The 19,637-nt window shown below is 56.8% G+C and carries 18 protein-coding genes; 6 read left to right on the forward strand and 12 right to left on the reverse strand.

All coding sequences use genetic code 11. The annotated features are described in order from the left end of the window. Window positions 1-37: 37 nt before the first annotated feature. The 9 genes from dam to pilM form a co-directional block, all read right to left on the reverse strand. Window positions 38-850, reverse strand: coding sequence for an adenine-specific DNA-methyltransferase (gene dam, locus C6A40_RS11875; RefSeq protein ID WP_008503033.1), 813 nt, complete (start codon window positions 848-850; stop codon window positions 38-40). Window positions 851-917: 67 nt separating this feature from the next. Next, on the reverse strand, window positions 918-2,219 hold the full coding sequence (gene damX / locus C6A40_RS11880; RefSeq protein WP_045333925.1) for a cell division protein DamX: 1,302 nt from the start codon (window positions 2,217-2,219) through the stop codon (window positions 918-920). Between the two features lie 92 nt (window positions 2,220-2,311). Further along, window positions 2,312-3,400, reverse strand: a complete 1,089-nt coding sequence (gene aroB, locus C6A40_RS11885) for a 3-dehydroquinate synthase (protein WP_021242200.1) — start codon at window positions 3,398-3,400, stop codon at window positions 2,312-2,314. Window positions 3,401-3,457: 57 nt separating this feature from the next. After that, complete coding sequence (gene aroK, locus C6A40_RS11890; RefSeq protein WP_003861630.1) at window positions 3,458-3,979, reverse strand: shikimate kinase AroK; 522 nt, start codon at window positions 3,977-3,979, stop codon at window positions 3,458-3,460. 286 nt (window positions 3,980-4,265) lie between these two features. Beyond that, window positions 4,266-5,504, reverse strand: coding sequence for a DNA uptake porin HofQ (gene hofQ, locus C6A40_RS11900; protein WP_045333924.1), 1,239 nt, complete (start codon window positions 5,502-5,504; stop codon window positions 4,266-4,268). Next, on the reverse strand, window positions 5,416-5,820 hold the full coding sequence (locus C6A40_RS11905; protein WP_045333922.1) for a HofP DNA utilization family protein: 405 nt from the start codon (window positions 5,818-5,820) through the stop codon (window positions 5,416-5,418). Before C6A40_RS11905 ends, hofQ begins: the two co-directional genes overlap by 89 nt. Next, window positions 5,810-6,265, reverse strand: coding sequence for a HofO family protein (locus C6A40_RS11910; RefSeq protein WP_045333918.1), 456 nt, complete (start codon window positions 6,263-6,265; stop codon window positions 5,810-5,812). Before C6A40_RS11910 ends, C6A40_RS11905 begins: the two co-directional genes overlap by 11 nt. Window positions 6,266-6,268: 3 nt before the next feature. Continuing rightward, window positions 6,269-6,763 carry a PilN domain-containing protein gene (locus C6A40_RS11915; RefSeq protein ID WP_045333916.1) on the reverse strand — a complete coding sequence of 165 codons (495 nt, stop codon included), beginning with the start codon at window positions 6,761-6,763 and terminating at the stop codon, window positions 6,269-6,271. Beyond that, window positions 6,760-7,536, reverse strand: coding sequence for a pilus assembly protein PilM (gene pilM, locus C6A40_RS11920; protein WP_045333914.1), 777 nt, complete (start codon window positions 7,534-7,536; stop codon window positions 6,760-6,762). The genes C6A40_RS11915 and pilM overlap by 4 nt, the downstream gene beginning before the upstream one ends. 120 nt (window positions 7,537-7,656) lie before the next feature. On the opposite strand from pilM, the gene mrcA reads away from it, so the two are divergent. Further along, window positions 7,657-10,209 (forward strand): peptidoglycan glycosyltransferase/peptidoglycan DD-transpeptidase MrcA, encoded by a 2,553-nt coding sequence (gene mrcA, locus C6A40_RS11925; protein WP_023294724.1) that lies wholly within the window; start codon window positions 7,657-7,659, stop codon window positions 10,207-10,209. Between the two features lie 80 nt (window positions 10,210-10,289). On the opposite strand, the gene nudE is transcribed toward mrcA, so the two are convergent. Continuing rightward, window positions 10,290-10,850, reverse strand: a complete 561-nt coding sequence (nudE, locus tag C6A40_RS11930) for an ADP compounds hydrolase NudE (protein WP_008503041.1) — start codon at window positions 10,848-10,850, stop codon at window positions 10,290-10,292. A gap of 324 nt (window positions 10,851-11,174) precedes the next feature. Here nudE and C6A40_RS11940 point away from each other — a divergent pair, with 324 nt between their 5' ends. The 5 genes from C6A40_RS11940 to pckA all read left to right on the forward strand — a co-directional run bounded on the left by C6A40_RS11940 (window position 11,175) and on the right by pckA (window position 17,342). Next, window positions 11,175-13,310 carry an intracellular growth attenuator family protein gene (locus C6A40_RS11940; RefSeq protein ID WP_058657457.1) on the forward strand — a complete coding sequence of 712 codons (2,136 nt, stop codon included), beginning with the start codon at window positions 11,175-11,177 and terminating at the stop codon, window positions 13,308-13,310. Between the two features lie 67 nt (window positions 13,311-13,377). Next, on the forward strand, window positions 13,378-14,061 hold the full coding sequence (gene yrfG / locus C6A40_RS11945; protein ID WP_045333909.1) for a GMP/IMP nucleotidase: 684 nt from the start codon (window positions 13,378-13,380) through the stop codon (window positions 14,059-14,061). Next, window positions 14,058-14,459 carry a ribosome-associated heat shock protein Hsp15 gene (gene hslR, locus C6A40_RS11950; protein WP_008503044.1) on the forward strand — a complete coding sequence of 134 codons (402 nt, stop codon included), beginning with the start codon at window positions 14,058-14,060 and terminating at the stop codon, window positions 14,457-14,459. The genes yrfG and hslR overlap by 4 nt, the downstream gene beginning before the upstream one ends. Before the next feature lie 18 nt (window positions 14,460-14,477). Continuing rightward, window positions 14,478-15,362: an Hsp33 family molecular chaperone HslO gene (hslO, locus tag C6A40_RS11955; protein ID WP_161958630.1), complete on the forward strand. Its 885-nt coding sequence runs from the start codon at window positions 14,478-14,480 to the stop codon at window positions 15,360-15,362. 360 nt (window positions 15,363-15,722) lie between these two features. Beyond that, window positions 15,723-17,342: a phosphoenolpyruvate carboxykinase (ATP) gene (gene pckA / locus C6A40_RS11960; RefSeq protein WP_021242192.1), complete on the forward strand. Its 1,620-nt coding sequence runs from the start codon at window positions 15,723-15,725 to the stop codon at window positions 17,340-17,342. 66 nt (window positions 17,343-17,408) lie between these two features. Here pckA and envZ read toward each other — a convergent pair whose 3' ends face one another. After that, entirely contained in the window at window positions 17,409-18,755 is a 1,347-nt protein-coding gene (gene envZ / locus C6A40_RS11965) for a two-component system sensor histidine kinase EnvZ (protein ID WP_008503047.1), read from the reverse strand. Then, window positions 18,752-19,471, reverse strand: coding sequence for an osmolarity response regulator transcription factor OmpR (gene ompR, locus C6A40_RS11970; RefSeq protein ID WP_001157751.1), 720 nt, complete (start codon window positions 19,469-19,471; stop codon window positions 18,752-18,754). The genes envZ and ompR overlap by 4 nt, the downstream gene beginning before the upstream one ends. Between the last annotated feature and the right edge of the window lie 166 nt (window positions 19,472-19,637).

Consider the following 19,637-nt stretch of genomic DNA (forward strand, 5'->3'; position numbering starts at 1 on the left):
TTCTCCTTGAAATGTGTTTACCGGCGGGCAAAACGGCTCAGGGGCGATAAAGAGCCAGGAGTTCGTCCACCTTTTTACGTGTGCCGCCGTTGCTGCTAATGCTACGCCGCACCTTTACCTGAAAATGCTTCGCGGCTTTGTACCATTCGCGCGTATCAGGCGTGTCGTGATTCGAAATTAACACCGGAATTCTTTTGCTGACCAGCTTTTCCGCCATCTCCGCCAGACGCGCCTGCTCGGCAGGGCTGAAGCTGTTGGTGTGGTAGGCGGTGAAGTTCGCCGTCGCAGACAGCGGCGCGTATGGGGGGTCACAGTAAACCACCGAATTGACGCCTGCCAGTTCCATACACTCTTCATAGGAGAGGCAATGAAACTCCGCGTTCTGCGCTTTTTCAGCAAAGTGATAAAGCTCGTCCTGTGGGAAATACGGGCGCTTGTAGCGACCAAACGGCACGTTAAATTCCCCGCGCAGGTTATACCGGCACAGGCCGTTGTAACCATGACGATTGAGATAGAGGAACAGCAGGGCTCTGCGGAACGGATCCTGGCTCTGGTTAAACTCCGCGCGGAACTGGTAGTAAACGTCCGGGTTATTGTTCTCGGGCGTAAACAGCTTGCGCGCCTCTGCGACATACTCATCGGTACGGAGCTTAACGATGTTATAGAGGCTGATAAGGTCGCTGTTGATATCCGCCAGGATATAACGAGAAAAATCGGTGTTGAGGAACACCGATCCCGCACCCACGAAAGGTTCGATAAGACACTCGCCTTCAGGCAGGTGCTTTTTAATATCATCGAGCAGGGGGTATTTCCCCCCTGCCCATTTCAGAAAAGCGCGATTTTTTTTCATGCTGACTAACTGATTACACCTTCTCCGGCTGTGGAGAAAGCTCCGACAGCATCCTGCGCTTTAAACATTACTTCAGATCGGCCTGAACCTGATGAATCGGCTTCGCCCATGGGTTCTTCGCCTGAACGTCAGCTGGCAGCGCCGCTACGGCACGTTTTGCTTCATCTTTTGACGAATAAACACCGCTCACCAGCACATACCACGGCTGACCGTTACGGGTCGTCTGATAAACAACATAGTTTTTCAGATTTGATTTCTTCGCCCAGCTGTTGAGGTTGTCGTAGTTAGACGAACTGCTCAGCTGCAGCGTGTAGTTGCTGGAAGGCGCAGACTTCAGCGAACCGACGTTACCTGCCGTTTTACCTGCCGCGCTGCTGGATGCGGTTGCCGTCGCGGCTGGTGCCGCTGTGGCAGCCGGTGCCGTGGTGGTCGCCGTGGCTTTCGGCGCAGTCTGCGTGACGGGCGCTTTAGCAGGCTCGCTCACCGCAGCCGTTTCCGTGCGTTTCGGCTGGGCCGGTACGGCTTTCACTTCAGGCGCTTTTACCACTGCCTGAGGTTTAGTTTCACGCTTAGGCTCAATCACTGCCTGCTTACGTTCAGGACGTGTCGCAGTCTGCGTCTGGTGCGGTTTGGTTTCCGTCGCGGCCGTTTGCGGCTGAGCGTTACCACCGCGAATCGGGGCAACGGTTGCAGGTTCAGTTGGCAGCGTAGAGTTAACCACGACATTATCAACTTGCTGCTGGTTCTGCGGCTGCGTCAGCGCATTGTTCAGGTCTCCCTGAACTTCCACACGCTGCTGACCTTCAGGCGCAGCAGGTGCCTGACCCTGAGCTGGGGTTGAAGAAACGGGCGGCAGAGAAACATCCTGCGGCGCTGTGGTGTTACCGGCGGTCTGCTCTGCGGAAGTAGCACCCGGCGCTGGCTGTGCGCCATTCGCCTGATTGGACGCATCGTTACCGGAAAGGTTGATGCTCTTCTCAGCGGAAGCCGTTTGCTCGGTTGAGTTCGTTGACGGTGCTTTAAGCGCGGAGCCAATGCCGACAATCAGCAGCACAAGCACCAGAACGCCAAGGCCCATCATAATGTACTGGCGGGAAGCCGGTTTTGGCGCAGCGGCTTTTTTACGTTTACGCGGGCGACGCTCTACAGGCTGTTCGTCCATTGAATCTTCTTCGGACTCATAATCCTCTTCTGCTCGCTCTTCGTGCGCGCTGCGGCTGCGCGAAGGGCGACGATCGTCTGCATCCAGATCAACATCGTCAAAGTTGATCTGCGGCTCGTTATCACGTTCTGAAGATTGACGAGAACGACCAGTACGACGATCGCTGGGATCGGGTTTCAGCTCGTCTTCTGGTTTGAATTCATCCATTTAACACCCCACTCAAAGGCTTATGCCAACGACTTTGCATTTCACCTGAAGCTAAACGACCACCTGCGACAGTGGCCTGACCTTTCTAGTTGTTACGCCTGCTGACAGTCAGCGATAGCGCCAAGAACGACATCGTGCGGCACTCCGCCGCGCACTTCACTCTTCCCTATTGCAAGCGGGAGTACAAGACGCATCTCACCTGCCAATACTTTTTTATCGCGCATCATGTGGGGTAAATACGCTTGCGCCGACATCTCCTGCGGCCCGTTCACCGGCAAACCTGCACGCTCAAGCAGCGCAATGATACGTGCCGTCTCTTCCGGTTTGAACTGCCCAAGGCGTTCAGAGGTGCGGGCAGCCATCACCATGCCGGCCGCGACGGCTTCACCGTGCAGCCAGTTGCCGTAACCCATTTCGGCTTCAATCGCGTGACCAAACGTATGCCCAAGATTCAGTAAAGCACGTAAGCCCGTTTCACGCTCGTCTGCGGCAACAACTTCTGCTTTCAGCTCACAGCAACGACGAATGCAGTATGCCAGTTTTGCCTCATCGAGGCCCAGCAGCGCATCCATATTCTCTTCAAGCCAGTTAAAGAACTCGCCATCCAGAATAATGCCGTATTTGATCACTTCCGCCAGACCCGAAGCCAGTTCGCGCTTCGGCAGGGTTTTCAGACAGTCGAGATCCACCACCACCGATGCGGGCTGATAGAACGCGCCAATCATGTTTTTGCCAAGCGGATGGTTCACTGCCGTTTTGCCACCCACAGAGGAGTCGACCTGGGACAGCAGCGTGGTAGGGATTTGAATAAAGCGGACACCACGCTGATAGCTTGCGGCCGCAAAGCCGGTCAGATCGCCCACAACACCGCCGCCCAGGGCAAGCAGTGTTGTATCGCGACCATGCGGTTTTTGCAGCAATGCGGTAAAGACGGTATCCAGTACCGTCAGGCTTTTATACTGCTCGCCATCGGGGAGAATCACACTGTCGACTTTTACGCCCGCCTGCTCAAGCAGGTGGCGTACGCGGTCGAGATAAAGCGGAGCCAGCGTCTCGTTGGTGACCAGCATCGCCTGATCACCCGCTTTCAGTGGTAAAAAGGAAGCTGGGTCGTTAAACAAACCAGCCGCGATGGTGATAGGGTAACTACGTTCCCCGAGAGTAACTGTAATCCTCTCCATGACGCGACATCCACCTTTAATGCTATTACCCGCAGGCGAGTGTATATAAAGCCAGAATCAGTTGCTTTCCAGCATATGAATAATCTGGTTTGCAACCACTTTAGCGCTCTGGTCGTCGGTACGAATGGTCACATCGGCAATCTCTTCATACAGCGGATTGCGTTCATCGGCCAACGCTTCCAGAACTTCGCGTGGTGGCGTTTCAACCTGCAGCAGCGGGCGCTTTTTATCGCGCTGCGTACGTGCCAGCTGTTTCTCAATGGTCGTCTCAAGATAGACCACTACGCCACGGGCGGAGAGACGGTTGCGGGTTTCGCGAGATTTCACAGAGCCGCCGCCTGTTGCCAGAACGATGCCCTGTTTTTCCGTGAGTTCGTTGATCACTTTTTCTTCTCGGTCACGGAAACCTTCTTCGCCTTCTACGTCGAAAACCCAGCCCACATCAGCTCCGGTTCGTTTCTCAATCTCTTGATCAGAATCGTAAAATTCCATATTGAGTTGTTGAGCTAACTGACGCCCAATAGTGCTTTTGCCGGCACCCATAGGCCCAACCAGAAAGATATTGCGTTTCTCTGCCATTTTATCGGTACTACTAAGACTATTCGTTAATGGTAATCCCCGCTTCGCAGACACCCGGCGTAGCAGGACATGAACTGAAACCTCATATGCAATAGAGCGAGAGTCAGACTAAAAATTATCTCAATACTCCGGCTTGTTTGGCAACTGATTAAATCACCGCGCCGGGCGCATAAGGTAATAAGACGTAAGTCCAACTCAAATCGGTACTCCTTGTATGCTAATTCATGCCCCACGTCAAACATCTGCAACAAACTGAATGCAAAATCATTGCGGGGATCGTTACCCGTCAGCGAATACCGACCAGACGTGGTGTAATAAACACCACTAATTCACGCCGTTCGTTGTCTTTCCCGTCATGACGAAAAAGCGATCCAATCCAGGGGATGCTTCCCAGACCGGGTACGCTGTCACTGCCGGTTTTGTTCTTCTGGGAAAAAATTCCGCCCAACGCCAGCGTTTCTCCACTTTTTACCTCCACCTGGGTTTCTATCTCCTGCTTGTCGATAGCCAGCGTTTCGCCATCGGCCTGCTGCAGAACCTGTCCCGGCATATTTTCGCTGATGTGTAGTTTCAGGCGCACGCGTCCCCCCGGCAATACTACCGGTGTGACCTCCATTCCGAGTACCGCCTCTTTAAACTCAACGGAGGTGGCGCCGCTTTCCCCGCTTGAGACCTGATACGGAATTTCGCTGCCCTGCTTGATACTGGCCGGTTGCATATGCGAGGCCAACAGCCGCGGGCTGGCGATAATATCGACCTGCTGTTTTTGCTCCAGCGCTGAAAGTTCCAGATCAAGCAACCTGCCGTTAATCCGACCGATATTAAACCCCACGTGGCTGGTGGCGCTGGCGACAGAAAGATCGCTGCCCAGCGTCGTGAGCTGCCCCACCTTGCCCGCGTCGGTAGCGTCGGCGAGATTCCACTTCACCCCCAGCTCGCGCAGGCTTTTTTCGTTGATGGTCACAATATGCGCCGCCAGTTCGACCTGCTCGACGGGAATATCCATCTCGGCGGCCCAGCGCTGCAGCGTATCCACCGCAGCCTGGTTATCCCGAATCAGCAGGCGGTTAGTACGCGTGTCGACGGATAAACTCCCCTTTGGGCTCAGGAGTTTTTCCGCGGCTTTTTGCAGCTCCCCGGCGTCGGCATAAGAAAAGGGAATGCCCTGAGTGACCAGCGGGGCATCAAGCTGTCGACGCGCCTGTTCCTGTTCTGAACGCTCCCGCTGTTCACGCTGCCAGGCCGCGGTATGCACGTAAAAAATGCCGCCCTCCTCGCGCAAGACGAGCCCGGCGCTGGAGACGACCGTCCGTAACGCCTGCCTCCAGGGGACGCGCGTCAGGTTAAGCGAAAGCGTACCGCTGACATCAGGCGATACCACCAGATTACGGTTCTCCTGTGCGACCAGGGCCTGTAACACCTGGACCACAGGCACGTCATCCACCACCAGCGTGACCGGTTTTGGCGCGGCGGCCCACAGCGGTTGGCTGAACGCCAGCAGCCACAGCATTATCCGTAAATTCATTTTTGTCCGTTCCTTCTCGTTGCCACGTCCATTTTCCCGGGTCACAGGTGTCACCCACATCAACCGCCAGCTCCGCTGCATTGACGGCGGTTATCCTCCAGCCAGCCGGGAAGCGCTCATGCATTTTCAGCCGGTGCCAGCGCTTTTCCCCATCCTGTAAAATGCCGATAGTCTCCTGCCCTTCCACCATGCCGCGAAAGCGCCACTGCGCCAGCTCGCCAATGGCGCAAGGATCGTCCGGGGGACGAAACGGATCGCGCATACCGGTCAATAGCAGCACTGAGCAAACCAGCAAACATCGCGCGCTATTTCGCATGTTCCAGCTCCAGCTGCAGGCGTAACGCCCTACCTTGTGGCGCAATTGCGAAAGCGGCGATCTCCACATCCTGCTGTGCCAGCCGGGAAAAAAGTTCCGGAATGGCCTGCCACTCAGCATCCAGCGCCAGCTCCCCTCCATTCTGCAGCGGCTTCCAGTGAACCAGCGTCGTCTCATCGCCCTGAAAATCGAGCGGGGAGAACGGCGTCAGCGCCCGAGCCTTCGCAGAGTCCGGACGAAACGGCCCCTTTCTGACAACAGGCCATAACGATGCGTTAGTGCTTACATCCTCAATCAGCTGGTGTTGTCGTTCAGCACACTGCCTGTCTACCGGTCTGAGCAACGCGCCCCACGCGAACAGCCCTGCCAGGAGACTCCCCAGGCACCAGCAGAGTACCCGATGCCAGGGACGGCTTTCGCACCAGCGTTCTAACAAGGTATTCACGCGTTACCCCTCGCTTTTGAGATGAAGCGTAAACAGCCAGTGCCCCCGACTATCCTGACGAAGCTCGCCCGGCGTCCCGGGCGTAAAGCCCGCTATTTGGCCAAGCGCATCGCGCAGAGCAGAGAGGGCCGGCAGGGTGATAGCGTAACCGGTCAATATCAGCGCAGGCGGCTGATAGCGCAGCTCTGTCAGCCAGACCTGTGCAGGAATGGCGCGGGAAAGGGAGGCCAGCACCGGTTGCCATGCGCGTCGTTGCCTGGTTTGCACGGGGAGCTGCGCCTGTGCGGCCAGTTTTTGCCGGGCGACAAGCGCGTGCTGCACGGACTGCATTCCCGTCAGATCCGTTTGCAGCGCGCGCAGTTTCACGAACTGGTTCATCCGCAGACAAACAATGACTACGAACATCAACAGTACTGTGCCGATACACATTGCGCCCCAGAAGCGCAGGCATCGCGCGCGCCGCTGCTGTCGCCAGGGCAGAAAATTCAGGATGCTCATCCGGGCACCTCGCTCATGGCCAACGCCAGCGCGACGGTATAATCAGCCCCGCATTCCGGCAGCGGAGCATGGCAGCGTTCCAGGATTTCCCACGGATCACGTTGGCAATCAAACAGCGCGATGTCATCCGGACCAAGCGCCAGCAGCGCCGCCAGCTCGGCCACGTTTTCTGCTTCGGTAGTTAAGCGGCGTCCCCACTGGTGGCGCATCGCCCAGAGCCACTGCCGATCGTCCCGCCAGGCGACGCACTTCGCTGGCGCCACTGCGGGAAGAAGATTCGTCAGCGCGCTGGCATCCGGGGTAATGGTCACCAGCCGCAAACGCAGCGTTTTCGCCAGCGCCAGAAGGGTATCGACCTCGTTGTTTTGTGCGGCCGTCACGTGAAAGGTATTGCTGAAGGTATCCTGGGCGTAGTCGAAACAGAGGGTATCGTCAGACATCTCCAGTTCGCGGGCGAGCGCGCTACCCAGCCATGAGAGCTGCTCGCTGTCGCGCAGCGCAACGGTCGGGCGGGGAAGCGACCGCTGCAGGGTACGTGCTGCCGGGAAAGAGAGGAACACCCGATGAGCGTGCGGCAGCGTTTTTCGCCAGTCGCGCAACGCATCAACCAGCTGTTCTGGCTGGCAAATTTTGCCGTCACGAATGATGCCTTCGGCCAGCGGGATTGCCCACCAGCGTCGCAGACGCCAGCCGGACTTCACCCGGTCCAGCGCCACGATCAGCACCCTATCCTGTTGAATATGAACGCCCGTTTGCCATGTTTTGAAGGCCATGCTTCACGATCTCCTTATCGCCCGTCGCCCTGACGGCTATATCAATGAATCAGGCTTGCCTTTATACTACCGCGCGATTGTTTAGAAACTGCCCAAGTGAAACCAAATGGGAAATCTCCGGTGAAGTTCGTAAAGTATTTATTCATCCTTGCAGTCTGTTGCATTCTGCTGGGAGCAGGCTCGATTTACGGTTTGTACAAATATATTGAGCCACAGCTACCTGATGTCGCCACGCTTCGCGATGTGCGTCTCCAGATCCCGATGCAGGTCTATAGCGCCGATGGCGAGCTCATGGCGCAGTATGGCGAGAAGCGTCGTATCCCGCTGACCTTAAACCAAATTCCACCCGTGATGGTGAAAGCCTTTATCGCCACTGAGGACAGCCGTTTTTACGAGCACCACGGTGTCGATCCGGTGGGGATTTTCCGTGCCGCGAGCATTGCGTTGTTCTCTGGTCACGCCTCTCAGGGGGCGAGTACCATTACGCAGCAGCTGGCGCGTAACTTCTTCCTCAGCCCTGAAAAGACGCTGACCCGTAAGATCAAAGAGGTGTTCCTGGCGATCCGTATTGAGCAGCTGCTGAGCAAAGACGAGATCCTTGAGCTGTACCTCAATAAAATCTACCTGGGCTACCGTGCCTATGGCGTGGGGGCGGCTGCGCAGGTGTACTTCGGTAAGCCTGTGGAGCAACTCACCTTAAGCGAAATGGCCACTATCGCCGGTCTGCCAAAAGCGCCGTCCACGTTTAACCCGCTCTACTCGCTCGATCGCGCCACCGCGCGTCGTAACGTCGTCCTGTCACGTATGCTGAGCGAAGGCTATATCAGCCAGAGCGAGTACGACCAGGCGCGCAACGACGTCATTGACGCTAACTACCATGCTCCGGAGATCGCCTTCTCTGCGCCTTACCTGACCGAAATGGTTCGCCAGGAGATGGTGAATCGCTATGGCGACAAGGCCTATGAAGATGGCTATCGCGTGTACACCACCGTCACCCGTAAAGTGCAGCAGGCGGCGCAGGACGCGGTGCGCAACAACGTGATGGACTACGATATGCGTCACGGCTATCGCGGCCCGTCAAACGTGCTCTGGAAGGTGGGCGAAAGCGCGTGGGACAGCAAAAAAATCATCAGTACGCTGAGAGCACTGCCTACCTACGGGCCGCTCCTTCCTGCGGTGGTGACGCAGGCCGATCCTCAGGAAGCCGTTGCGACGCTGGCGGACGGTACGTCCGTCTCCCTGCGCATGGACGGTATCCGTTGGGCGCGTCCGTACCGCTCGGATACCCTGCAGGGCGCCACGCCGCGTAAAGTGACCGATGCGGTGCAGACCGGGCAGCAAATCTGGGTGCGCAAGGTTGGCGAATCCTGGTGGCTGGCGCAGGTGCCGGACGTCAACTCGGCCCTGGTTTCTATCAATCCGCAGAACGGTGCTGTACTGGCCCTGGTCGGCGGGTTCGATTTCAACCAGAGCAAATTTAACCGTGCCACCCAGGCGCTGCGTCAGGTCGGTTCCAATATCAAACCGTTCCTCTACACGGCCGCGATGGATAAGGGCCTGACCCTCGCCAGCATCCTCAACGACGTGCCAATCTCCCGCTGGGATGCGGGGGCGGGTTCCGACTGGCAGCCGAAAAACTCCCCTGCGGAATATGCCGGCCCGATTCGTCTTCGTCAGGGTCTGGGACAGTCGAAAAACGTGGTGATGGTGCGTGCCATGCGCGCCATGGGCGTCGACTATGCCGCAGAGTATCTGCAGCGCTTCGGTTTCCCGGCGCAGAACATCGTTCGCACCGAGTCGCTGGCGTTAGGCTCAGCCTCCTTTACGCCGCTTCAGGTCGCGCGTGGATACTCGGTGATGGCCAACGGCGGCTTCCTGATTGACCCGTACTTCATCAGCAAGATCGAGAACGATCAGGGCGGCGTGCTGTTCGAGGCGAAGCCGAAAATTGCCTGCCCTGACTGCGATATTCCGGTCATTTATGGCAATACGCCGAAATCTGAAGTACTTGAAAACAAGGACATGGAAGACCCTGCCGTGTCGCAGGAGCAGCAGAGCGGCGTGGTGCCGCAGCCGCAGCTCGAGCAGGCGAACCAGGCGCTGGTGGCGCAGACCGGCGCGCAGGAATACGCCCCGCATGTGATCAACACGCCGCTGTCTTTCCTGATCAAAAGCGCGCTGAACACCAACATCTTCGGTGAGCCAGGCTGGCAGGGTACCGGCTGGCGCGCAGGACGCGATCTGCAGCGCCATGATATCGGCGGTAAAACGGGGACAACCAACAGCTCGAAAGACGCGTGGTTCTCCGGTTACGGTCCGGGCGTGGTGACCTCGGTCTGGATCGGCTTCGACGATCACCGCCGCGATTTAGGGCGTACCACGGCCTCCGGCGCGATTAAAGATCAGATTTCCGGCTACGAAGGCGGCGCGAAGAGCGCGCAGCCAGCCTGGGACGCCTACATGAAGGCCGTTCTTGAAGGCGTGCCGGAGCAGCCGCTGACGCCACCGCCTGGCGTGGTGACGGTCAATATCGACCGCAGCACGGGCCAGCTCGCCAACGGCGGTAATAGTCGCGAGGAGTATTTCATCGAGGGCACACAGCCAACCACACAGGCGGTGCATGAGGTGGGTACAGAGATTATCGATAACGGCGAAACGCACGAGCTGTTCTAAATGTAAAAATGCCCGGTAAAAACCGGGCAACACAGCGTAGGCCGGGTCAGGCGAAGCCGCCACCCGGCATTTTTTATGGGCTACAGTCGCCCCTGCCCTTTCAACCACTCCCGTACCAGGAACAGCGCGCTCACGTTGCGAGCCTCATTAAAGTCAGGGTCTTCCAGGAGGTCCATCAGGTGCGCCAGCGGCCAGCGAACCTGCGGCAGCGGCTCCGGCTCATCCCCTTCCAGCGATTCAGGATAGAGATCTTCCGCCACCACGATATTCATTTTGCTGGAAAAATAGGACGGCGCCATGCTCAGTTTTTTCAGGAATGAAAGCTCATTCGCCCCGAACCCCACCTCTTCTTTCAGCTCGCGGTTTGCCGCTTCAAAGACGGTTTCGCCCGGGTCGATCAGCCCTTTCGAGAACCCAAGCTCGTAAGATTCCGTTCCCACAGCGTATTCGCGGATCAAAATCAGATGATCGTCGACAATCGGCACAATCATCACCGCTTCGCGCGACGAGGGGCGCATACGTTCATAAACGCGACGCACACCGTTGCTGAACTCCAGATCCACACTTTCGACATTAAACAGGCGCGATTTGGCGACTGTTTCAACATTCAGAATGGTGGGTTTTTGTAGTGGTTTGCTCATCGTGATGGGTCTTAGCAGTGAGAACTGGCGTTATTGTGCGATACGCCGCACGGTTTCGGCAATGTCAATCGTTCTTTATTTACATTTATGCAACGTAGCAGGGATCAATCCTCAATTCAAAACAAATGTCAAGAGGTTGAAATGTTTCCAGGAATTTGCTGATATCGCGCCATAACAGGCTTTGCTATCATCACCGGTCACTGGGATGCGCTTCAGAATGCTCAAGTTCGACTCCATACTTGCCGATAGCCAGCCACAGACTCTCATTCAATGTAAAGGTGCTACTGACTACACCTGTAAGAAGATAAGTAAGATGGGGAAAGCATGAGCACCATTTTGATTGTTCTCGCTGCTATGCTGGCCGGCGCATTGGTTGCAGGGTGGTTGTACAGGCGCCGCATACAGCGCCGTTATCGCCTGCCTTTTTTAACTGCATTTGCGGGCGCGACCACGCGTAAACTCACGCAAGACGAGCGCGATGCGGTTGAAAACTATCTCGAAATCCTGAACCGTACTCAGCTCACGCCTGGGCCAACGGGTGCCACCGCTGCGCCCGTGGCGTTAAAGCTTAATGCCCAGAGTGATACCGTGCTCTGCGTGACGCGATCCATCACGCGCTATGGCATCACGACTGATGACCCCAACAAGTGGCGCTATTACCTTGATTCCGTCGAAGTGCATCTGCCTCCGTCATGGGAGCAATACATTAATGACGAAAACAGCGTTGAGCTGATTCACACCGATTCGTTGCCTCTGGTTATCTCGCTTAACGGCCACACGCTGAATGAATATCTTCAGGAAGCCCCGCGTTTTGCGCTGGAACGCGCCAGTTCAACGCAGGCCTCCATTCGTGGCGAAGAGACAGAGCAGATTGAACTGCTGAACATTCGCCAGGAAACCCATGAAGAATACGCCCTGAGCCGCCCGGACGGCATTCGTGAAGCTCTGCTGATCGTCGCCGCTTTCCTGCTCTTTTTTATCTGCCTGCTGACGCCGGATGTGTTTGTCCCCTGGCTGGCGGGCGGTGCGGTGCTGCTGCTGGCGGGCGGGCTTTGGGGGCTCTTTGCTCCGCCGGCCAAAACCTCGTTGCGCGAGATCCACTGCCTGCGCGGGACGCCAAAGCGCTGGGGTCTGTTCGGTGAAAACGATCAGGAACACCTCAACAATATCTCGCTCGGGATTATTGACCTGATCTACCCGCGCCACTGGCAACCGTGGATCGCGCAGGATTTAGGCCAGAAAACCGATATTGATATCTACCTTGACCGCCACGTTGTGCGTCAGGGACGCTTCTTATCCCTGCATGATGAAGTGAAAAATTTCCCGCTTCAGCACTGGCTTCGCAGCACGGTCATTGCCGGGGGCGCGGCGCTGGTCTTAGTCATGCTGCTGCTTTTCGTACCGCTGGATATGCCCATCAAATTCACCCTGTCGTGGATCAAAGGGGCGCAAACCATTGAAGCGACCAGCGTCAACAAGCTGGATGAAGCCGGTGTGCGCGTGGGAGACACGCTGCGCCTGAAGGGAACCGGGATGTGTAATATTCACACGCCGGGGGCATGGAACACGCGCCAGAACTCGCCGTTTATGCCGTTCGATTGCTCACAAATTATCTGGAACGACGCACCGCCGCTGCCGCTGCCGGAATCAGAAGTGGTGAATAAAGCCACGGCGCTTACCCAGACGGTTAACCGCCAGCTGCACCCGAAACCGGACGATGATTCGCGCGTCAGCCCTGCGCTGCGTTCGGCTATTCAAAAATCAGGCATGGTTCTGCTGGATGATTTTGGTGACATCGTTCTGAAAACGCAGGATCTCTGTTCTTCGCAGGATGAGTGCATACGTCTTAAAAATGCCCTGGTCAACCTCGGGAACAGTAAAGACTGGGACTCGCTGGTAAAGCGCGCCGAAGCGGGACGACTGGATGGCGTCAACGTGCTGCTGCGTCCGGTGAGTGCTGAATCGCTGGATAACCTGGTCGCCACCTCCACATCACCGTTTATGATGCGCGAGACCACCCGGGCGGCTCAGGCGCTGAACAGCCCGGCACCGGGCGGCTTTGTGATTGCAAGCGATGAAGGCAGCGACCTGGTCGATCAGCCTTACCCGCAGGTTGCGCTTTATGACTACCCGGCGCAGGAGCAGTGGAGCCAGTTCCAGCGCCTGGCGCAGATGCTGATGCAAACGCCGTTCAGCGCAGAAGGGATTGTCACGAGTGTTTATACTGATGCCAACGGCACTCGCCATATCGGCCTGCACCGGATGCCGGATAGCGCAGGTTTATGGCGCTACATCGGCACCTCTCTGCTGATGACCGCGATGCTGATCGCCATTTTCTGGAACGGCTTTATGGCCCTGCGACGCTACCAGCGCTCACGCACCCGGCTTGCAGAGATCCAGCAATATTATGAAAATTGCCTCAATCCTAAGCTGATCCCCTCCTCTGAGAGCCTGATCTGATAACGTCGTTGCGCGACAAGATGTGCTACCCTGTCGCGCACGTTTCTTCTGGCTGGAGTTCCCCCCTATGCATCTTGATATCGACTGGCAGCAGGTCGACACCGTTCTGCTGGATATGGACGGCACGCTGCTCGATCTCGCCTTTGATAACTATTTCTGGCAAACGCTGGTGCCGGAAACCTATGGCGAGCAGCAGGGAATCTCCCCGGCAGAAGCGCAGGCATTCATTCGTTCGCAATATAGCGCCGTGCAACATACGCTAAACTGGTACTGTCTGGACTACTGGAGCGAGCGCCTCGGTCTGGATATTTGTGCCATGACCACCGCCCAGGGTCCACGCGCCGTACTGCGCGAGGATACGGTTCCGTTCCTGGACGCGCTGAAAGCAAGCGGCAAACGCCGTATTTTGCTGACCAATGCGCATCCCCATAACCTGGCCGTGAAGCTGGAGCATACGGGTCTGGCATCACACCTTGATTTATTACTTTCCACCCACACATTTGGTTATCCGAAAGAGGATCAGCGGTTGTGGCATGCGGTGACGGAAGAGACGGGCTTGCAGCCGGAACGTACGCTGTTCATTGACGACAGCGAGCCCATTCTGGATTCCGCGGCAAGGTTTGGCATTCGCTATTGTCTGGGCGTCACCAATCCTGACTCTGGCCTGGCTGAAAAAAGCTATCTGCGCCACCCGGGACTGAACGACTACCGCCAGATGATCCCCTCACTGACCGTGAAGGAGAAGCCATGAAAGAAAAACCCTCTGACGGGGTAAGACTGGATAAATGGCTGTGGGCGGCGCGTTTTTATAAAACGCGCGCCCTTGCCCGCGAGATGATTGACGGCGGAAAGGTGCATTACAACGGCCAGCGCAGCAAACCAAGCAAGCTGGTTGAGCTGAATGCCACCTTAACGCTGCGTCAGGGCAACGATGAACGTACGGTAGTGATTAAAGCCATTACCGAACAACGACGGCCCGCCCCGGAAGCCGTCCTGCTTTATGAAGAGACGGCGGAAAGCATTGAAAAGCGCGAGAAGACTGCGCTGGCGCGCAAAATGAATGCGCTGACCATGCCCCACCCGGACCGGCGACCGGATAAAAAAGAGCGCCGCGATCTGATGAAATTTAAACACGGTGAGAGCGAGTAACCCTCACCCGCACGAGAGATGAAAATGGCCCAACACGACCAATTACACCGCTATCTGTTTGAACAATTCGCCGTGCGCGGCGAGCTGGTCACCGTATCCGAAACCTGGAAACAGATTCTGGAAAACCACAACTACCCGCTGCCGGTGAAGACCCTGTTGGGCGAACTGCTGGTTGCCACCAGCCTGCTGACCGCAACGCTGAAGTTTGCCGGCGATATCACCGTGCAGCTACAGGGTGACGGCCCAATGTCGCTGGCGGTGATCAACGGCAATAACCAGCAGCAGATGCGCGGCGTGGCGCGCGTTCAGGGCGACGTGCCTGAAAATGCTGACCTCAAAACGCTGGTAGGTAATGGCTACCTGGTGATCACCATCTCCCCGGAGGAAGGTGAACGCTATCAGGGCGTGGTCGGTCTGGAAGGCGATACCCTGGCAGCCTGCCTGGAAGATTACTTCATGCGTTCTGAACAGCTGCCGACGCGTCTCTTCATCCGCACCGGTGAAGTGGACGGACAGCCAGCTGCTGGCGGGATGCTGCTGCAGGTTCTGCCCGCGCAGGACGCGCAGACCAATGATTTTGAGCACCTGGCGACGCTGACCGAAACCATCAAGGCGGAAGAGCTGTTCAACCTGTCGGCGACCGACGTGCTGTGGCGTCTGTACCACGAAGAAGAAGTGACCGTCTACGACCCGCAGTCCGTGGAGTTTAAGTGCACCTGCTCCCGCGAGCGCTGCGCTGGCGCACTGAAAACCCTGCCGGATGAAGAGATCGACAGCATCATGGCGGAAGACGGCGAAATTGATATGCACTGTGACTACTGCGGTACGCACTATGTGTTCAATTCGATGGATATCGCTGAGATCCGCAACAACGCCTCCCCGGCGGATCCGCAGGTTCACTAAACCTTTCTTCCCCTCACCTTAACCTTCTCCCCAAAGGGGAGAGGGCTGGGCTGAGGGGCAAAAAACTCCACCCAAGCTGAATCGTTTTCCCAATGTAACTCTTACGTAATTTTCTTACGTGTATGCGATTACATTCACATTCTTTCCGATAAAATCACCAGCCTTTAACCTTTTCGGAACATTTTCCCCAACAAAAAAGCGATTCCTGCGATAATCCGCCTGCGCTGTGACTGGAGTCGCAGCGTTTTCCGTTAGTAAGGGTTTTGTCCAGATGCGTGAATCTATGAGCCCCGTCGCGGTAAACAACCTCAGAAAAACCCTACAATTTCAGGCAGTACATATTGACTAAGGAGCAGTGATATGCGTGTTACTGGTTTAACCCCGCAAGATCTCAAGGCTTATGGTATTCACGACGTCCAGGAAGTCGTCTACAACCCCGACTACGATACGCTGTATCAGGAAGAGCTCAATCCAGCACTGGAAGGATACGAGCGCGGTGTGTTGACGAATCTTGGTGCTATCGCCGTCGATACCGGTATTTTTACCGGTCGTTCGCCGAAAGATAAGTATATCGTCCGAGACGAAACCACCCGCGATACGCTGTGGTGGGCTGACAAGGGCAAAGGGAAGAACGACAACAAACCGCTCTCTCCGGAAACCTGGCAGCACCTGAAAGGGCTCGTCACCCATCAACTTTCCGGCAAGCGTTTGTTTATTGTCGACGCTTTCTGCGGCGCTAATGCCGACACCCGTCTCTCCGTACGTTTTATCACCGAAGTGGCCTGGCAGGCGCATTTCGTGAAAAACATGTTTATTCGTCCAACCGACGAAGAGCTGCAGGACTTCACCCCTGATTTCATCGTGATGAACGGCGCGAAATGTACCAACCCACAGTGGAAAGAGCAGGGTCTGAACTCCGAAAACTTTGTTGCCTTCAACCTGACCGAGCGTATCCAGCTGATCGGCGGTACCTGGTACGGCGGCGAAATGAAGAAAGGGATGTTCTCGGTCATGAACTACCTGCTGCCGCTGCGGGGCATCGCCTCCATGCACTGCTCGGCTAACGTCGGTGAAAAAGGCGACGTGGCGGTCTTCTTCGGCCTTTCCGGCACCGGGAAAACCACCCTGTCTACCGATCCCAAACGTCGTCTGATTGGCGATGACGAACACGGCTGGGATGACGACGGCGTATTCAACTTTGAAGGCGGCTGCTACGCGAAGACCATTCGCCTGTCTGAAGAGGCCGAGCCGGATATCTTCCACGCGATCCGTCGCGATGCGCTGCTGGAAAACGTCACCGTGCGTGCCGACGGCTCCATCGACTTCGACGATGCGTCGAAAACGGAAAACACCCGCGTCTCTTACCCCATCTACCACATCGACAATATCGTGAAGCCGGTGTCAAAAGCGGGTCATGCCACGAAGGTTATTTTCCTGACGGCGGATGCGTTTGGCGTGCTGCCGCCGGTGTCTCGCCTGACGGCCAGCCAGACGCAGTACCACTTCCTCTCCGGTTTCACCGCCAAGCTGGCGGGTACCGAGCGCGGCGTGACGGAGCCAACCCCAACCTTCTCCGCCTGTTTCGGCGCAGCCTTCCTGTCGCTGCACCCGACGCAGTACGCTGAAGTGCTGGTGAAACGCATGCAGGCATCCGGCGCGCAGGCATACCTGGTGAACACCGGCTGGAACGGTACCGGCAAACGTATCTCCATCAAAGATACCCGCGCCATTATCGACGCCATTCTGGATGGTTCTCTTGACGACGCCGAAACCTTCACGCTGCCAATGTTTGACCTGGCGATCCCAACGTCGCTGCCGGGTGTGGATACGCATATCCTCGACCCGCGCAATACGTACGGTTCGCCTGAACAGTGGCGCGAGAAAGCGGAATCGCTGGCGAAGCTGTTTATCGAGAACTTCGAGAAGTATACCGATACCCCGGCAGGTGCTGCGCTGGTGAGCGCGGGTCCAAAACTGTAGTCCATGTCGGGTGGCGGCTTCGCCTTACCCGACCTGCAAAAAAGGGTGGCTCGTGCCACCCTTTTTTCAACTCTCTTTCACCTGCCCCCGCGTGACCGGAACCGGCAACCAGGCGCGAATGCTCAACCCGCCCCGCTCGCTGGTACCAATCTCCAGCAACCCGTTATGGTTATCCACAATACGCTGCACAATCGCCAGGCCTAAGCCCGTACCGCTGGTGCTGCGCGCACTGTCGCCGCGCACAAACGGCTGAAACAGATGCTTACGCTGCTCGGGCTTGATGCCCGGACCGTCGTCTTCCACCTGGAACCAGGCGCGGTTGAGTTCAGACCCGCTGCTGACTTTGATCCAGCCGTTACCGTAGCGCGCCGCGTTGACCACCATGTTCGCCACCGCGCGCTTAATGGAGAGCGGGTGCATACGAACCTGAATTTCACCGGCCTGAAGGTCAGTATCAATTTCACGCTCGTAGCCGCTTTCTGCCGCCACCACTTCACCCAGCACCGCGTTCAGGTCCGCCATTTCCATCGGCATCTCCTGGCCGGTGCGCAGGTAGTCGATGAACTGCTCGATGATGGCGTTGCACTCTTCGATGTCCTTGTTGATGGACTCGGCGAGATAACCGTCCTCTTCCCCCATCATCTCCGTCGCCAGACGAATACGCGTCAGAGGGGTGCGCAGGTCATGGCTCACGCCCGCCATCAGCAGCGTACGGTCATCCGCCAGCTGCTTCACGCCTGCCGCCATATGGTTAAACGCACGCGTCACCGAGCGGACTTCCGAGGCGCCATACTCGCGCAGCGGAGGAGGAATAATGCCTTTACCGACCTGCAGCGCAGCGTGCTCCAGGTCGACCAGCGGTCGGTTTTGTATTCGGATAAACAGCCAGGCTCCGCCTATCGCCAGCAGCATAATCGCCAGGGTATAGCGGAACAGCGGCGAGAAATCGCCCTGATGGATTTCGGTCAGCGGGACGCGCACCCAGATGTTGGGTGACAGCCAGGTTTTCAGCCAGACAACGGGCGAGCTTTTGTTGACCTCGACGCGCACTTCCGTCGGGCCACCCAGCTGCTGCGCCATCTGCTGGCTGAGAAATTCGTAGTGCTGCGCCCAGCGCAGACCCGCGTCTTCCGCCGCTTCATTCGAGTAGAGCGAGATGCCCAGTTCACGGTAGATTTCACGACGAAACGCCGGGGGAACAACCAGCTGCGTGCCGTCCTCCAGCTGCAGCTTATCGGTCATCAGCATACGCACTTCGTAGGCCAGGACTTTATTAAACTGCTGGAGGCTCGGCAGGATCGCAAAGTTCAGCACCACCAGGTAGGTCGTCACCAGGCTGACGAACAGCAGGGTGACGATCAGTAACAGGGTGCGGGCAAACGAGCTTCGCGGCGAGAAGCGCATTCGCCTCATGCTTTAGAGCCGTCCGGAACGAACACGTAGCCCAGACCCCATACGGTCTGAATATAACGAGGATGCGCCGGATCTTCTTCCACCATGCGGCGCAGACGGGAGATCTGCACGTCGATGGAGCGTTCCATTGCGGAGTATTCGCGACCGCGCGCCAGGTTCATCAGCTTGTCGCGGGAGAGCGGTTCACGCGGGTGGCTAACCAGCGCTTTCAGCACCGCGAACTCGCCGCTGGTGAGCGGCATTGGCTCGTCTTCACGGAACATTTCGCGCGTGCCGAGGTTCAGCTTGAACTTGCCGAAGGCAATAACGGCTTCTTCCTGCGACGGTGCGCCCGGCAGCTCGTTCGCCTGACGGCGCAGCACGGCGCGAATGCGCGCCAGCAGTTCACGCGGGTTAAACGGTTTTGGAATGTAGTCGTCGGCGCCGATTTCGAGGCCCACGATACGGTCAACTTCTTCGCCCTTCGCCGTTACCATAATGATCGGCATCGGGTTGCTCTGGCTGCGCAGACGGCGGCAGATAGAGAGCCCGTCTTCGCCTGGCAGCATCAGGTCGAGAACCATCAGATGGAAAGATTCACGGGTCAACAGACGATCCATTTGCTCAGCGTTCGCAACGCTGCGAACCTGGAAGCCCTGCTCGGTCAGATAACGCTCCAGCAGCGCACGCAGGCGCATGTCGTCATCCACGACCAGAATTTTATAGTTTTCTTGCATTGTGTGTACTCCCAAAGGTTCGGATAGTCTTTGTAACAGCGTATTCTAAAAAAGTGCACGTATTCGACCAGTTAATTCTGGTATAAATTCTAGTCGAAATTGTTACAAAGCATATTTAACAGCAGCTTATCTTTTCATTTCACCACATAAATTATTATTAATCCTG

Source organism: Enterobacter sp. GER_MD16_1505_Eko_090 (assembly GCF_003331015.1).
Classification (GTDB): Bacteria; Pseudomonadota; Gammaproteobacteria; order Enterobacterales; family Enterobacteriaceae; genus Enterobacter; species Enterobacter roggenkampii.

Coding starts and splice junctions, on each gene's coding strand:
- C6A40_RS11915 (WP_045333916.1), bottom strand. CDS start 6,763: ATGAGCATCCTGAATTTTCTGCCCTGGCGACAGCAGCGGCGCGCGCGA.
- hslR (WP_008503044.1), top strand. CDS start 14,058: ATGAAAGAAAAACCCTCTGACGGGGTAAGACTGGATAAATGGCTGTGG.
- pckA (WP_021242192.1), top strand. CDS start 15,723: ATGCGTGTTACTGGTTTAACCCCGCAAGATCTCAAGGCTTATGGTATT.
- damX (WP_045333925.1), bottom strand. CDS start 2,219: ATGGATGAATTCAAACCAGAAGACGAGCTGAAACCCGATCCCAGCGAT.
- nudE (WP_008503041.1), bottom strand. CDS start 10,850: ATGAGCAAACCACTACAAAAACCCACCATTCTGAATGTTGAAACAGTC.
- C6A40_RS11940 (WP_058657457.1), top strand. CDS start 11,175: ATGAGCACCATTTTGATTGTTCTCGCTGCTATGCTGGCCGGCGCATTG.
- dam (WP_008503033.1), bottom strand. CDS start 850: ATGAAAAAAAATCGCGCTTTTCTGAAATGGGCAGGGGGGAAATACCCC.
- C6A40_RS11905 (WP_045333922.1), bottom strand. CDS start 5,820: ATGCGAAATAGCGCGCGATGTTTGCTGGTTTGCTCAGTGCTGCTATTG.
- hslO (WP_161958630.1), top strand. CDS start 14,478: ATGAAAATGGCCCAACACGACCAATTACACCGCTATCTGTTTGAACAA.
- yrfG (WP_045333909.1), top strand. CDS start 13,378: ATGCATCTTGATATCGACTGGCAGCAGGTCGACACCGTTCTGCTGGAT.
- envZ (WP_008503047.1), bottom strand. CDS start 18,755: ATGAGGCGAATGCGCTTCTCGCCGCGAAGCTCGTTTGCCCGCACCCTG.
- ompR (WP_001157751.1), bottom strand. CDS start 19,471: ATGCAAGAAAACTATAAAATTCTGGTCGTGGATGACGACATGCGCCTG.
- hofQ (WP_045333924.1), bottom strand. CDS start 5,504: ATGAATTTACGGATAATGCTGTGGCTGCTGGCGTTCAGCCAACCGCTG.
- aroB (WP_021242200.1), bottom strand. CDS start 3,400: ATGGAGAGGATTACAGTTACTCTCGGGGAACGTAGTTACCCTATCACC.
- pilM (WP_045333914.1), bottom strand. CDS start 7,536: ATGGCCTTCAAAACATGGCAAACGGGCGTTCATATTCAACAGGATAGG.
- aroK (WP_003861630.1), bottom strand. CDS start 3,979: ATGGCAGAGAAACGCAATATCTTTCTGGTTGGGCCTATGGGTGCCGGC.